General features: G+C 70.5%; 10 protein-coding genes. 5 read left to right on the forward strand and 5 right to left on the reverse strand.

The features are described from left to right. The first annotated feature begins 35 nt into the window (after nt 1-35). Nucleotides 36-662, forward strand: coding sequence for a GntR family transcriptional regulator (locus ACFVYA_RS38670; RefSeq protein ID WP_285989411.1), 627 nt, complete (start codon nt 36-38; stop codon nt 660-662). Continuing rightward, nucleotides 659-1417, forward strand: coding sequence for a metallophosphoesterase (locus ACFVYA_RS38675; RefSeq protein WP_387052115.1), 759 nt, complete (start codon nt 659-661; stop codon nt 1415-1417). The genes ACFVYA_RS38670 and ACFVYA_RS38675 overlap by 4 nt, the downstream gene beginning before the upstream one ends. Before the next feature lie 12 nt (nt 1418-1429). On the opposite strand, the gene ACFVYA_RS38680 is transcribed toward ACFVYA_RS38675, so the two are convergent. Genes ACFVYA_RS38680 through ACFVYA_RS38700 form a run of 5 tightly spaced genes read right to left on the reverse strand, consistent with a single transcriptional unit; the run spans nt 1430 to nt 7482 of the window. Further along, nucleotides 1430-3055, reverse strand: a complete 1626-nt coding sequence (locus ACFVYA_RS38680; protein WP_387052116.1) for a CocE/NonD family hydrolase — start codon at nt 3053-3055, stop codon at nt 1430-1432. A 50-nt stretch (nt 3056-3105) separates the two neighbouring features. Further along, nucleotides 3106-4497, reverse strand: a complete 1392-nt coding sequence (aspA, locus tag ACFVYA_RS38685; RefSeq protein ID WP_387052117.1) for an aspartate ammonia-lyase — start codon at nt 4495-4497, stop codon at nt 3106-3108. Next, complete coding sequence (locus ACFVYA_RS38690) at nt 4494-5411, reverse strand: asparaginase (RefSeq protein WP_387052118.1); 918 nt, start codon at nt 5409-5411, stop codon at nt 4494-4496. Before ACFVYA_RS38690 ends, aspA begins: the two co-directional genes overlap by 4 nt. Next, nucleotides 5408-6838, reverse strand: a complete 1431-nt coding sequence (locus ACFVYA_RS38695) for an amino acid permease (protein ID WP_387052119.1) — start codon at nt 6836-6838, stop codon at nt 5408-5410. The genes ACFVYA_RS38690 and ACFVYA_RS38695 overlap by 4 nt, the downstream gene beginning before the upstream one ends. Beyond that, entirely contained in the window at nt 6835-7482 is a 648-nt protein-coding gene (locus ACFVYA_RS38700; RefSeq protein ID WP_387052125.1) for a FadR/GntR family transcriptional regulator, read from the reverse strand. Before ACFVYA_RS38700 ends, ACFVYA_RS38695 begins: the two co-directional genes overlap by 4 nt. Before the next feature lie 305 nt (nt 7483-7787). On the opposite strand from ACFVYA_RS38700, the gene dnaE reads away from it, so the two are divergent. The 3 genes from dnaE to ACFVYA_RS38715 all read left to right on the forward strand — a co-directional run bounded on the left by dnaE (nt 7788) and on the right by ACFVYA_RS38715 (nt 14514). Next, on the forward strand, nt 7788-11375 hold the full coding sequence (gene dnaE, locus ACFVYA_RS38705; RefSeq protein ID WP_387052120.1) for a DNA polymerase III subunit alpha: 3588 nt from the start codon (nt 7788-7790) through the stop codon (nt 11373-11375). Between the two features lie 60 nt (nt 11376-11435). Beyond that, nucleotides 11436-12905, forward strand: a complete 1470-nt coding sequence (locus tag ACFVYA_RS38710) for an MFS transporter (RefSeq protein ID WP_387052121.1) — start codon at nt 11436-11438, stop codon at nt 12903-12905. Between the two features lie 427 nt (nt 12906-13332). Beyond that, nucleotides 13333-14514, forward strand: a complete 1182-nt coding sequence (locus ACFVYA_RS38715; RefSeq protein WP_387052122.1) for a low temperature requirement protein A — start codon at nt 13333-13335, stop codon at nt 14512-14514. Nucleotides 14515-14847 lie beyond the last annotated feature (333 nt).

Consider the following 14847-nt stretch of genomic DNA (forward strand, 5'->3'; position numbering starts at 1 on the left):
ACAGTAGATAGCTACTGTATGCAATACTGCCCGGCATGGCCCGCACCCCGTTGCGCAGCGACCTCATCGAGCAGATCACCGCGCGCGTGCTCGACCGGCGGCTCGCGGCCGGGACCCGCGTCAACGAGGTGCACCTGGCGCGCGAACTCGGCGTCAGCCGGACGCCGCTGCGGGAGGCGCTGATCGGGCTCGCCGACCGCGGCCTGCTGGTCTCCGCGCCCGGCCGGGGGTTCCTGGTGCCGCCGTTCGACCCGGACGAGGCGCGCCGGCTCTACCCGCTGGTAGCCGAGCTGGAAGCCCTCGCGCTGCGCTGGACGTCGCCGGTCGAGCTGATCGGGCTGCCGGACGCGCTCGACGCCGTCGCCGGCGAAATGGCCCTCGCGGACGGCAGCGAACTGTCCGCATTGGACGACCGGTGGCACGCGCTGCTGCTGTCGCGCTGCCCGAACCCGCACCTGCTGCGGCTGATCGAGCAGACCAAGCCGCTGCTCAAGCGCTACGAGTCGGCGTACTTCGCCCGGCACGGCCACGCCGGGGAGAGCATCGAGGAACACCGCCGCATCGCCGCGGCCCTGCGCGACGGCGATCTGGCGGCCGCGTCCGCGGTGCTCGTCGCCAACTGGGTCAAGGCACTGGCGTACCTGGGGAAGGACGAAAGATGATCATCGCGCACCTGAGCGACCTGCACCTCGACGGCGGCCCGCGGGCGGAAGACCGCGTGGCGGCGGTGATGGGCTACCTCGGCGGCTTTGCCTGGCCGGTCGACGCCGTCGTAGTCACCGGCGACATCGCCGACCACGGCACGGCCGCGGAGTACGCGCGCGCCGCCGAGCTGCTGAAGCACCCGGCGCCGGTGCTGGTGTGCCCGGGCAACCACGACGTGCGCGCGGCCTTCCGCACGGGGTTGCTCGACCTGCCGCCGTCCGACGGCCCGATCGACCTCGCGCAGGAGATCGGCGGCGTGCTGTTCGCGCTGTGCGACTCGACGATCCCGGGCCGCGGCGCGGGATTCCTCGCCGACGAGACCCTGGCGTGGCTCGACGGCGTCCTCTCCGGCGGCGACGGCCCGGCGTTCGTCGCGTTCCACCACCCGCCGGTCGAGGTCGGCGTCCCGCTGGTGGACGCGATCCGCCAGGCCGGCGAAGACCGGCTGGCGGCCGTGCTGAAGCGGCACCCGCGGGTGAAGGCGCTGCTGGCCGGGCACGTGCACACGGGGGCCTCGACGACTTTCGCCGGTGTCCCGCTGCGCATCGCACCGGGGGTCGTTTCGGGCTCGCTGCTGCCGGTCGAGCCGGGCGCGGACCGCGAGTGGGCCGAAGGCGGCCCGCTGGAGTACGACCGCCCGCCGGCCTTGCTGCTGCACGTCCTCCACGACGACGGCCGGGTGACCAGCCACCACCGCACGGTCCCGCTCTGACCCGCCCCGCTGTCAGCTGCTGAACACCGGCAGCGTGATCCGGGACGGCCGCGCCGCGTCGTGGAACACCTCGAAGCGGTTCGGTTCGCCGGTCACCGCCGAGGTGACCGGCTCGCCCGTGCCGTGGTTGCGGGCGAACCGCGGGAACGCGCCGCCCGCCACCTGGACGCGCAGGCGGTGGCCGCGGCGGAAGCGGTACGCCGTCGGGTCGAGCGTCACCTCCGCGGTCACCACACCCTCGGGATCCGCCGAGGGGAAGCCCGGGCGCAGCCGCAGGATTCCGTCGGTCACGTTGCGGGAGACGCCGCCGGCGTCGACGTCGCACAGCCGGACGTAGACGTCGGCGTGGCCCAGCTCGGTGCGCACGTGCACGGTCGCCGACACTTCGCCGATGACGTCGAGGTCCGACGGCAGCGGCTCGCCGGTGAACACCAGCACGTCCGGCCGGGCCTCGACCTCCTGGTTGTCGCGCTGCTTCCACTCGCCCGTCAGCAGCGGGCCGCCGACCGCGGGCGTCGGATCGGCCGGGTCGTAGGTGAACGGCGTCGGCAGCGCCGGGTCGGTCGCGACCTCGCCGAGCCCGCCGATCGGCCGCAGGTGCGCCTCGGTCACCTTCGACGGCGGTGGCCAGGACTCGAAGTCCAGCCACGTCCCGGCGCCCTGGAGGAACAGCCGGACCGGCGCCCGCTGCAGCTGGGTCCGGTCGCCGAGCAGGTGCGCGCGCAGGAAACCGAGCTGGTCGCGGATCATCGGGCCCATGCTCGCGGGCTCGCCGTGCGCCCACGGCCCGATCGTGATCCGCGGCGCCTTGCCCGCGTCGGCGAGGAGCCGGAAGTCGCGCAGCTGCGAGCCGATGAACAGGTCGTACCAGCCGGTGACCATCGACACCGGGACGTCGAGCTCCACCACGCGCGCGCTGTGGTCGGACATGGCCCAGTAACCGTCGCCGGGCGCGAAGTGCTCGGTGACGTCCTGGAGGAACCGCACCGGCTTCCCGATCGCGGCGATGTCGGCGCCGCTGATCGGCAGGTGCGCCATCGCCCGGCGGGTCTTGCGCGTCTGCCGCGGGTTCGGCAGCGCGGCGAAACGTTCTTCCTGGCGGCCGATCATCGCCGCCCACGAGACCATGTTGTCCGCCGCGAGCACCCCGCCCGGGTAGAACGTCGAGACGAACTCCGACGCCGTCACCCCGAGGCACATCGCCGCCAGGGGCGGGTCGAGGTACGGCCCGATCGCCCACTGCGTGTGCCCGAGGTAGCTGGCGCCGGCCATGCCCAGGTTCCCGTCGCACCACGGCTGGGCCCGCAGCCACTCGGCGGTGGCGAGCCCGTCCTCGCGTTCGAGGTGGAAGGGCCGGAACTCGCCGCCGGAGCCGAACGAGCCGCGCGTGCTCTGGACGACCGTCTGCAGCCCGTGCCGGGCGAAGGTCTCGCCGAAGAGCTTCGAGGCCAGGCCCTTGCGCCCGTACGGCGTGCGGATCAGCACGACCGGCGCCGACGTCGTCCCGGCGGGGGCGTACCGGTCGGCGAGCAGCGTGACGCCGTCGGGCATCGGCACGGCGAGGTCGCGCGTCACGACCGGCTTGGGATCTTCGGTGCGGGGGAGTCCGAGCAGCTTGTCGACAAGTCGGTCCAGCACGGGCGGTCGCCTTCCGAAGTGGAGTAGGTCCTTCCGGATCCGACCGTACCTCAGTTCGCGCGCGCGAGGGTTTCCGGCCGCAGCAGCCTCGCCAGCTCTTCGGCCGGGATCAGGCCCTTTTCGACGACGAGCTCGGCGACCCCGCGCCCGGTTTCCAGGGCCTCCTTCGCGATCTCCGTCGCGGCCGCGTAGCCGATGCTCGGGTTGAGCGCCGTCACCAGGCCGATCGAGTTCTCGACGTAGGCGCGCATGACGTCGACGTTCGCGGTGATCCCGGAAACACACTTCGAAGCCAGGGTCCGGCAGGCCGCGCCCAGGTGCGTGATGCTCTCCGAGAGCGAGTGCAGGATGATCGGCTCGAACGCGTTGAGCTGCAGCTGCCCCGCTTCGGCGGCCATCGTCACGGTGACGTCGTTGCCGATCACCTCGAACGCGACCTGGTTGACCACCTCCGGGATCACCGGGTTGATCTTGCCGGGCATGATCGAGGACCCGGCCTGCACCGGCGGCAGGTTGATCTCGTTCAACCCGGCGCGCGGGCCCGAGGACAGCAGCCGCAGGTCGTTGCAGCTCTTGGAGAGCTTGACCGCGATCCGCTTGAGGACACCCGAAAGGTGCACGAACGCGCCGCAGTCCTGGGTGGCCTCCACCAGGTCCGCCGCGGTGACGACCGGCAGCCCGGTGATTTCGCGCAGGTGGCGGCAGGCGGCCTCGGCGTAGCCCGGCGCGGCGTTGAGGCCGGTGCCGATCGCGGTCGCGCCGAGGTTGATCTCGTGCAGCAGCGCGACGGCCTCGCCCAGCCGCTGCCGGTCTTCACCGAGCATCACCGCGTAGGTGCCGAACTCCTGGCCGAGCGTCATCGGCACGGCGTCCTGCAGCTGCGTGCGGCCCATCTTCAGCACGTCGTGGAACTCGACGGCCTTGGCCGCGAACGCCTTCTCCAGCACGACCATCGACTCGGACAGCTCGCGCACGGCGATGATCGTCGCGACGTTCACCGCGGTCGGGTAGGCGTCGTTCGTCGACTGCGAGAGGTTGACGTGCTCGTTGGGGTGCACGACGTGGTAGTCGCCCTTGGCGTGCCCGAGCAGCTCGAGCGCGCGGTTGGCGATCACCTCGTTGGCGTTCATGTTGGTCGACGTCCCGGCACCGCCCTGGATGACGTCGACGACGAACTCGCCGTGCAACGCGCCTTCGCGGATTTCCCGGCAGGCCGCGCAGATCGCCTCCGCGATGCCAACGCCGAGCAGGCCCAGCTCGGCGTTGGCGCGGGCCGCGGCCTCTTTCACCGAGGCCAGCGCCTCGACCAGGTGCGGGTAGGCGGCGATCGTCGTGCCGGTGATCGGGAAGTTCTCGCGGGCGCGGGCGGTGTGCACGCCCCAGTACGCGTCGGCGGGGACGTCCTTGTCGCCCAGCAGGTCGTGTTCGCGGCGGGTGGTCATACCGTGCTCCCCACAGACAGGTTTCCGGTGAAACGGAGGTTTTCCGGGCCGGGCGGGACGGCCACCCCGCACAGCCCGAGCAGCGCGGCCAGCACGGGGTACCGCGCCCGGTCCCCGCCGTCGGCGATCTTGACCGCGATCGCCGTGCCGTCCGGCAGCGCGGCGACCTGGACGGCCTCGAAGCCGTCCTTCGCGATCAGCCCGGGCACCGCGCGCATGACGGCGGTGACGTCCCGGCGGCTGCCGCCGACCAGCTCGGGGTGCTGCCGGATGCCGCCCGCGACCAGGCCCTCCGGTGTGCCGGGTGCCGCCGTCGCGATCTTCGACACGGCTGTCGCGAGCCCGCGCAGCGTCGTCGCGAAGAGCGGCGCGCCACAGCCGTCGACCGCGACCCGCGCGATGCCGCGGCCGGTCAGGTCCTCGACGGTGGCGGCGATCGCCCGCTGCAGCGGGTGGGCCGGGTCGAGGTAGCCGTCGAGGCTCCACCCGTTGAGCTCGCAGGTCGCGAGCATCGCCGCGTGCTTGCCGGAGCAGTTGTGCGCCAACCGGGACGGCGCCCGGCCGCCGGCGATCCAGTGGTCCCGCTCGACCGGGTCGAACGGGAAGTCCGCGGGATTGCCCAGCAGGTCGGGGGAGCGTCCGCCGAGCACCTCGACCGCGGCGTCGAGGTGCATCGGCTCGCCCGAGTGGCTGGCCGCGGCGATCGCGAACCCGGCGGGGGACAGGCGCAGGCCGAGCCGTGCCATCGCGGTGGCCTGCAGCGGCTTCGCCGTCGATCGCGGGTACATCGGCGTGTCGACGTCCCCGGCGGCGAACCGCGTCGAGCCGTCCGGGGCGAGCACCACGGCCGAGCCGTGGTGGACGCCCTCGACCAGGCCGTCGCGGATCAGCTCGACGAGGGGTTCGTGGCTCACAGGCCCTCCTTGTCGAACGCGCGCATGTCGATCCGCTTGCGCACGCCGAACCAGCCCACGACCAGGGCGATCAGGATCGCCGGCAGCGCCAGCAGGGTGATCCGGCCGGTCTCGTCGAAGCCCATCAGGACGACGACGGCGGCGAGGAACACCAGCGTCGCGATCTCGGTGTAGGGCGAGAACGGCAGCCGGAACGACGGCCGCTCGAGGCCGTCGCGCTTCGCCTTGCGCACGAACAGCAGGTGGCAGAGCACGATGATGGCCCAGGTGGCGAGGATGCCGATCGCGGCGAAGTTCAGCACGATGTCGAAGGCCTCCTTCGGCACCAGGTAGTTGAGCCCGACGCCGAGCACGCAGACGGCCGCGGTGAGCAGGATCCCGCCGTAGGGCACGTGGTTGCGGTTCATCACGCCGGTGAACTTCGGTGCCGAGCCCGCCACCCCCATCGACCGCAGGATGCGGCCGGTCGAGTACAGCCCGGAGTTCAGGCTGGACAGCGCCGCGGTGAGCACGACGAGGTTCATCACGCTGTCCGCCGCGGGCACGCCCAGGTGCGAGAGCACGGTGACGAACGGGCTCTGGTCCTTGGTGTAGGAGCTCCACGGCAGCAGCATCGCCAGCAGCACGACCGAGCCGACGTAGAAGACCAGGATGCGCCACATGATGGAGTTGATCGCCTTCGGCATGATCTTCTCCGGGTTCTCGGTCTCGCCCGCGGCGACGCCGACCAGCTCGACCGACGCGTAGGCGAACACCACGCCCTGCACGATCAGCACCATCGGCAGCAGCCCGGACGGGAAGATCCCGCCGTGGTCGGCGATCAGCTGCGGGCCGCCCGCGACGCCGTCGATCGGCGTCTGCGTCACCAGCAGGAAGATGCCGATCACCATGAACAGCACGAGCGCGGCGACCTTGATGATCGCGAACCAGAACTCCATTTCGCCGAACAGCTTCACCGACACCATGTTCAGCGTGAGGACGACGGCGAGCGCGATCAGCGCGAGCACCCACTGCGGGATCGGCGAGAAGAACGACCAGAAGTGCGCGTACAGCGCGATCGCCGTGATATCGGCGATGCCGGTGGTCGACCAGTTCAGGAAGTGCATCCAGCCGGCGACGTACGCGCCCTTCTCGCCCATGAACTCGCGGGCGTAGGAGACGAAGGCGCCGCTGGAGGGCCGGTACAGGATCAGCTCGCCGAGCGCGCGGACGACGAAGAAGGCGAAGAGCCCGCAGACGCCGTAGACGATCGCCAGGGCCGGCCCGGCCTGGGCGAGCCGGCCGCCCGCGCCGAGGAAGAGGCCGGTGCCGATCGCCCCGCCGATGGCGATCATGTTGACGTGCCGGGACTTCAGGGCCTTGTGGTAGCCGGCGTCGCCCGCGTCCGTGGTGCCGGCGGTGGTGGCCGTGAGGGTCTGTTCGGTCACTGGTCCCCGTTCACGATGCTGGTCAGAGTGGCTTCGACGTGCTGCAGGTGCGCCGTCATGGCTTCGACGGCGCCGGTCTCCGAGCCGTCCGTGATCGCGGTGACGATCTGCCGGTGCTCGATGTTCGACTGGCGGCGCCGGTCGCCGAGCTGGTTGAGGAAGGCGGACTGGCGGGCGAGCGCGTCCCGGATCTCCTCGATCACCTTCCCGAACACCGGGTTGCCCGAGGCCTGGGCGATGGTGATGTGGAAGACCGAGTCGAGCGCGACCCAGGCGGTGTTGTCGGTCTCGGCGTCCATCCGGTCGAGCAGGTGGGCGAGCAGGTCGAGGTCGTCCTGGCTGCGCCGCACGGCCGCGTACCCGGCGACGGGGATCTCGACGTGCCGGCGCACCTCGATGAGGTCGCGGGCCGAGTAAGGCCCGAAGGTCGGGTTGTCGGCCGGGCCGGTGGCGGTGACGAAGGTGCCCTTGCCGGTCTTCGACTCGGTCATGCCGAGCGCCTGGAGGCCGCGGAGGGCTTCCCGGAGTACCGACCTGCTGACCTCGAACTCCCTGCTCAGGGCCGCTTCGGAGGGGAGCTTCTCGCCGATGGCGTACTCGCCGCGCTCGATCGAGGCGCGCAGGTGGGCCAGCACGGCTTCCATGGCACTCACCCGGCGAGGCCACCTTGTCCGGCTGTCTGGCTGTCAGACAGGTTCATGGCGGGAATGCTCGGTCCCGGGGCTGCCGGTGTCAACGCGAACTCCGGCGGGTGTGGCTCACCTCACCGACCGCGACGCGACGCGGCCGCCCGACCCCGCCGCGTGCCGTGATCATCACCGCCCGAAATGAGGGCGCGTCGTGCCCGCCGGGTGGGGCTCCAGAGGCGCACAATCGAGCCCGGTGAGCGCGGGATAGGGTGGGAGACCCGGGCGCGCCGGTCCGATCCACCTAGGGGAGGTTTTCGCTGGTGTCGAACGATTCCTTCGTCCACCTGCACGTCCACACCGAGTACTCGATGCTCGACGGTGCGGCGAAGATCGCTCCCCTCTTCGCGGAGGCGGCGCGCCTCGGCATGCCCGCCGTCGGCATGACCGACCACGGCAACATGTACGGCGGCGACGAGTTCTACCAGCAGTCGAAGAAGCACGGCCTCAAGCCGATCATCGGGATCGAGGCGTACATCGCGCCGGAGTCGCGGTTCCACAAGAAGCCGGTCTTCTGGGGCCAGTCGAACCAGCGCGGCTCCGACGAACTGGGTGAGGGCGGCGACGTCTCGGGCGCCGGCGCGTACACCCACATGACCATGCTCGCGCAGAACGCCACCGGCCTGCGGAACCTCTTCAAGCTGTCCTCGCTGGCCAGCATGCAGGGCTACTACCGCAAGCCCCGGATGGACCGCGAGCTGATCGCCGAGAACAGCTCCGGGATCATCGCCACCACCGGCTGCCCGTCGGGCGAGGTGCAGACCCGGCTGCGGCTGGGCCAGAAGGAGGCGGCGATCCAGGCCGCGTCCGACTACAAGGACATCTTCGGCGCGGACAACTTCTTCCTCGAGCTGATGGACCACGGCCTGCCGATCGAGCGGTCGGTCCGCGAGGGCCTGCTGGAGGTCGGCCGCCTGCTCGACCTCAAGCCGATCGCCACCAACGACTCGCACTACGTCACCAAGGACCAGGCCGACACGCACTCGGCGCTGCTGTGCGTCCAGGCCGGCAAGACCCTCAACGACCCGACCCGGTTCAAGTTCGACGGCGACGGCTACTACCTCAAGTCCGCCGCCGAGATGCGCGAGTACTGGGACAAGGAGGTCCCCGGCGCGGCCGACACGACGCTGATGATCGCCGAGCGCGTCGAGTCCTACGAAGAGGTCTACTCGCACAAGGACCGGCTGCCGTTCTTCGAGGTGCCGGAGGGGTACGACCAGGGCGGCTGGCTGCGCGAAGAGGTCCAGCGGGGCCTCAAGTGGCGCTTCCCGGACGGCGTGCCGGACGAGTACTACAACGAGCGCATCGAGATCGAGCTCGACGTCATCATCGGGAAGGGCTTCCCGGCCTACTTCCTGATCGTCGCCGACCTCATCAGCTACGCCCGCAAGGTCGGCATCCGGGTCGGCCCCGGCCGTGGTTCGGCCGCCGGTTCGCTGGTCGCGTACGTCCTCGGTATCACCAACCTGGACCCGATCCCGCAGAAGCTGCTGTTCGAGCGGTTCCTGAACCCCGAGCGCGTCTCGATGCCCGACATCGACATCGACTTCGACGACCGCCGGCGCGGCGAGATGATCCGGTACGCCACCGACAAGTACGGCGCGGACAAGGTCGCCCAGGTCATCACCTTCGGCACGATCAAGACGAAGGCGGCGATCAAGGACAGCGCGCGCGTCCACTTCGGCCAGCCGGGCTACGCGATCGCGGACAAGATCTCCAAGGCGCTGCCGCCGCCGATCATGGCCAAGGACATCCCGCTCTCGGGCATCGTCGACTCGAAGCACGAGCGCTACGGCGAGGCCGCCGAGGTCCGCGCGCTCGTCGAGACCGACGACGAGTGCAAGACGATCTTCGAGACCGCCCGCGGCCTCGAGGGCCTGATCCGCAACGCCGGCGTGCACGCCTGCGCGGTCATCATGTCCTGCGACCCGCTGACCGACGCGATCCCGCTGTGGCAGCGTGACGACGGCTCGATCATCACCGGCTGGGACTACCCGTCGTGCGAGGCCATCGGCCTGCTGAAGATGGACTTCCTCGGCCTGCGGAACCTCACCGTCATCGGTGACGCGATCGACAACATCAAGGCCAACCGCGGGGTCGACGTCGACCTCGACACCCTGGCGATCGACGACCCCGAGACGTACAAGCTGCTGGCCCGCGGCGACACGCTCGGCGTGTTCCAGCTGGACGGCGGCCCCATGCGCGACCTGCTGCGCCGCATGGAGCCCACGGTGTTCGACGACATCGTCGCGGTCGGCGCGCTGTACCGCCCCGGCCCGATGGGCATGAACGCGCACAACGACTACGCCGACCGGAAGAACAACCGGCAGAAGGTCAAGCCGATCCACCCGGAGCTCGACGAGCCGCTGCGGGAGATCCTGGCCGACACGTACGGCCTGATCGTGTACCAAGAGCAGATCATGCACATCGGCCAGAAGGTGGCCGGGTACACGATGGGGCGCGCGGACGTGCTCCGCCGCGCGATGGGCAAGAAGAAGAAGGAAGTCCTCGACAAGGAGTACGAGGGCTTCGAAGCCGGCATGCGGGCCAGTGACCTGCGGCCCGGCGGCTTCTCGCCCGAGGCGATCAAGGCGCTTTGGGACACGATCCTCCCGTTCGCCGGGTACGCGTTCAACAAGAGCCACGCGGCCGCGTACGGCCTGATCTCCTACTGGACCGCCTACCTCAAGGCGAATTTCCGGGCCGAGTACATGGCGGCCCTGCTCACGTCGGTCGGTGACAACAAGGACAAGTCGGCGATCTACCTGTCCGAGTGCCGCCGGCTCGGCATCAAGGTGCTGCCGCCGGACGTCAACGAGTCGGCCCTGCGCTTCGCGGCCGTCGGCGAGGACATCCGCTTCGGCCTCGGCGCGGTCCGCAACGTCGGCGCGAACGTCGTCGAGTCGATCATCAAGACCCGCGAGGAGAAGGGCAAGTACGCCTCCTTCACCGACTTCCTCGACAAGTCCGAGCTCGTGGTCTGCAACAAGCGGGTCATCGAGTCGCTGATCAAGGCGGGCGGGTTCGACTCGCTCGGCCACACGCGGCTCTCGATGATCCAGGTCCACGAGGACGCGGTCGAAGCCGTCGTCCCGCTCAAGCGCCAGGAGGCGATGGGCCAGTTCGACCTGTTCGGCTTCGGGGGCGACGAGGGGGAGGCGGCGCCGTCGTCGTCCCCGCTCGCGCACCTGAAGTTCGGCGAGGAGGAGTACCCGCGCAAGCAGCTGCTCGCCTACGAGCGCGAGATGCTCGGCCTGTACGTCTCGGCGCACCCGCTGGACGGCGCCGAGCGGATCCTGCGCAAGCACGCCCCGAAGCCGATCGCGAGCATCCTCAACGATCCGCCGAAGGAAGGCGAGCTGGTGATCTCCGGGCTGATCACCTCGCTCGAGCGGCGGGTCAACAAGAAGGGCGAGCCCTGGGCGATCTGCACGGTCGAGGACATGGACGCCTCGCTCGAGGTGCTGTTCTTCCCGAAGTCGTACGCGCTTTTCGCGAGTGAGCTGATCGAGGACAACGCGGTCCTGGTCAAGGGCCGGGTCAACTGGCGCGAAGACAAGATGTCGATCTTCGGCGGCGGCCTGGCGACGCTCGACCTGTCGGAGGTCGGCACCGGCAACGGCGACGACGAGCCGCCGCTGGTGCTGCTCGCGGCGGCGGAGAAGATCGACCAGTCGGTGGTGAGCGAGCTGCGGTCCACGCTGCTGGCGCACAAGGGCGAGACCCCGGTGCACCTCAAGCTGGTGGGGAAGAACCAGACGGTCTTCGCGCTGTACGACTACCCGGTCAAGGTCAGCTCCATGCTGATCGGCGAGCTCAAGGGCATCCGCGGCATCACCGCTTCGACGTGATGCTCCGGGATCCGTGCGCACAACGCGCGCGGATCCCGCCTTTCGTGTTTGCTGGACGAGATGACGTACGAACCCGACCCCCGCCGCTGGAAGGCGCTTGCCGTCTCGCTGACGGCCGGGTTCATGGGCCTGCTCGACGTCAGCATCGTCAACGTCGCCCTCCCGTCGATGCAGTCGGGGCTGCACGCGAGCAGCGGCGGGATCCGCTGGGTCGTCTCCGGGTACGCCCTCGCGTTCGGCCTGGTCCTGGTCACCGGCGGCCGCCTCGGGGACGCGTTCGGCCGCCGGAACATGTTCCTCGGCGCCCTCGCCGCCTTCGTCCTCACCAGCGCACTGGCCGGTGCGGCCCCGAACGAGACCACGCTGGTGCTCGCCCGCCTGGCCCAGGGCGTGGCGGCGGGCATGCTCACCCCGCAGAACACCGGCCTGATCCAGGACCTCTTCCGCGGCGCCGAGCGTGGCCGCGCGTTCGGGATGTTCGGCGCGGTCGTCGGGATCTCGACGGCGGTGGGCCCGATCCTCGGCGGCTTCATCATCGCCGTCTTCGGCAGCCAGGACGGCTGGCGCTGGGTGTTCTACGTCAACGTCCCGATCGGCGTGCTCGCGTTCGTCCTCGCGCTGCGCCTGCTGCCACGCAGCGAAAGGAAGCAGCTCAAGATCTCCTCGGAGATCGACTTCGTCGGCATCGTGCTGCTCGCGGTCACCGTCCTCGGCGTGCTGCTCCCGGTCGTCGACGCCGACCAGGGCGGCCTCGCGCACATGTGGTGGCTGTTCGCCGTCGCGCTCGTCTTCGGGGTCGCGTTCGTGCGCTGGGAGCACTCGGTGGTCCGGCGCGGCCGGTCCCCGCTGCTCGACACCCGCCTGTTCACCGGCACCCCGGGCTACGCCGCCGGTGCGGCGGTCGGCGCCCTCTACTTCTGCGGGTTCGCCGGGATCTGGCTGGTCTTCGCGATGTACTTCCAGCAGGGTCTCGGCTACTCGCCGCTGCAGTCGGGCCTGTCGGTGACGCCGTTCGCGCTCGGTTCGGCGGTGTCGGCCGCCGTCGCCGGCCGGCTGGTGCCCCGGTTCGGCCGGCGGCTGACCGTCACCGGGCTGGGCATGGTCGCCGCCGGGCTGCTGGCCGTCGCGCTGCTCGCCGAGCTGGTCCCGCCGTCGGCGTCCGGGTGGGCCTTCGCGTTGCCGCTGGTGTTCGCGGGTGTGGGCGGCGGGATGGTGATCTCCCCGAACACGACGTTGACGCTGGAGTGCGTGCCGGTCCGGATGGCCGGGGTCGCCGGCGGCGCGCTGCAGACCGGGCAGCGGATCGGCACCGCGATCGGCACCGCCGTGCTCGCGTCGGTCTTCGGCATGGTCCTCGGCCGCGGTTATCCCGTGGCGCTCACCGTCGCGCTCGGCTGCGCGGCCGTCCTGACGTGTGGCGCGCTCGCCCTGGCGGTCGCCGAGCTCCGGGCACGGCGGCACCGGGCGTCCGAGGAGGACCGGAAGGCCCCGGAGACCGAGACGTCGGCTGCGGACGTCCACCGGGGTTGAGAGACTACTTTCCGCAGATTCGCGATGCTCCATCCGAGTGACGGGCGCGGAAAGACACTGGTGCTACGGAGAGCAACCGGGTAGATCTTATGGAGCCTTCACTGCGCGGCTTCGGCTACCGACAGTGGCAATCAGTCGGCCACCCGGGGATGGGGTGACCGGTTTGAGCGATCGAGGCGTCCGGAGTTCGAGGGAATGGACACACTCGGTCACCTTCCGTCCAGTGGGTGTCGGCGTCCGCGGGGGACCGTCCGGCACTCGCGGAAGGGCTGCCCATCGGTGCCTGCCGGCGCGTGACGGCGGCGGGCGGGCCCGGGTGAGGGGGAACCGGGCCCGCCCGTCTTCTTCACCCGTGTCGTGCGCACCGGTCCCGCCCTGATCGTGCTGGGATGATCGCGTCCTTCCGAGGCCGACGCGGGGAGCCCCGATGACCGAGCAGCCGTCGCGGACCCAGGTCTGGTACCGGCCGATGCGCTCCCGCGACCGCGGGGAACACCACCGCGTCGCGACGCCCCTGGAACTGCTCTTCGACCTGTGTTTCGTGGTCGCCGTCGGCCAGACCGCGGCGGCGCTGCACCACGCGCTGGCCGAGGGGCACGCCGCGCACGGCGTGACGTCGTTCGTGATGGTGTTCTTCGCGATCTGGTGGGGCTGGCTGAACTTCAGCTGGTTCGCCTCGGCGTTCGACACCGACGACGTCCCGTACCGGCTGGCGACGTTCGTGCAGATCGCCGGCGGGCTGACCATCGCGGCGGGGGTGGCGGGCGCGTTCGAGGGCGACTTCCGCCTGATCGTCGCCGGGTACGTCCTGATGCGGCTGGCGATGGTGGCCCAGTGGCTGCGCGCGGCCCGCTCGGACCCGGGGTGCCGCCCGGCCGCGGTGCGCTACGCCGCGGGGATCGTCGTGGTCCAGTCGCTGTGGATCGCGCGGCTGTGGGTGCCGGGGACCGCGGGCGCCGTCGCGTTCGTCGTGCTCGTGGCGGCCGAGCTCGCCGTGCCGGTGTGGGCGGAGAGCAGCGGCGGGACGGCCTGGCACCCGCACCACATCGCCGAGCGGTACGGCCTGTTCACCCTGATCGTGCTCGGCGAGACGATCCTGAGCGCCACCAACGCGATCAAGGAGGGCACGGCCGAAGCCGGCCACCTCGGCGCGCTGATCTCGTTGGCGGTCGCCGCGCTCGTCCTGGTGTTCTCCATGTGGTGGCTGTACTTCGACCGGCCGGGCCACGCGCGGCTCGTCCGCCGTCCGGGCATGTTCACGTCGATGAGCTGGGGGTACGGCCACTACTTCATCTTCGCGTCCGCGGCGGCCGTCGGCGCCGGCCTCGAGGTGGCGGTCGCCTACGACACGGGGACGCTGCACCTCGGTGGGGTGGCCGCGGCGTTGCCGACCACGGTGCCGGTCGCGGTCTTCCTGCTGAGCGTGTGGCTGCTGCACATCGGCCCGACCAACGAGTGCCGGCCGATCGCCATCGGTTTCCCGGTCACGGCGGTGCTCGTCGTGGCGGCGTCGTTCACCCCGGCGCCCATCCATGTGGCCGCCGGGCTCGCGGCCGCTTTGGTCGTGCTGACGGTCGTCGCAACCCACGGGTCGCCGCGGCCCGCCTGACGGTGCTATCGGTGCAGGTCACGGGCCTGGCGCGATAAAAGGGACCCCCCGGTGCAAGGGGGTTCCGGGGGCATGTAAAGTTCTCCAAGTCGCCAGGGAAACCGAGCGGCCGCCGGGAACACGAACCAAGCTCCCACGATCGTGGTAGAGTGGGTGGTCCCGAACCAGGGTGGTATCCCTGGAACAAAGCTTGAAACAAAAGCCGAAGACCAAGGCGCTTCGCGGCGCGGCGGTCCGAAGTGTGTTGCTTGAGAACTCAACAGTGTGCTAGTGAACTAAGCCAGTAGAGCTTATGTATTGAACCTCGTATGAGGTTCCTTTGAGAGCAAGTAT

The sequence above is a fragment of the Amycolatopsis sp. NPDC058278 genome (assembly GCF_042881395.1).
In the GTDB taxonomy this organism is placed as follows: domain Bacteria; phylum Actinomycetota; class Actinomycetes; order Mycobacteriales; family Pseudonocardiaceae; genus Amycolatopsis.

Coding starts and splice junctions, on each gene's coding strand:
- ACFVYA_RS38670 (WP_285989411.1), top strand. CDS start 36: ATGGCCCGCACCCCGTTGCGCAGCGACCTCATCGAGCAGATCACCGCG.
- ACFVYA_RS38675 (WP_387052115.1), top strand. CDS start 659: ATGATCATCGCGCACCTGAGCGACCTGCACCTCGACGGCGGCCCGCGG.
- aspA (WP_387052117.1), bottom strand. CDS start 4,497: ATGACCACCCGCCGCGAACACGACCTGCTGGGCGACAAGGACGTCCCC.
- ACFVYA_RS38700 (WP_387052125.1), bottom strand. CDS start 7,482: ATGGAAGCCGTGCTGGCCCACCTGCGCGCCTCGATCGAGCGCGGCGAG.
- ACFVYA_RS38710 (WP_387052121.1), top strand. CDS start 11,436: ATGACGTACGAACCCGACCCCCGCCGCTGGAAGGCGCTTGCCGTCTCG.
- ACFVYA_RS38715 (WP_387052122.1), top strand. CDS start 13,333: ATGACCGAGCAGCCGTCGCGGACCCAGGTCTGGTACCGGCCGATGCGC.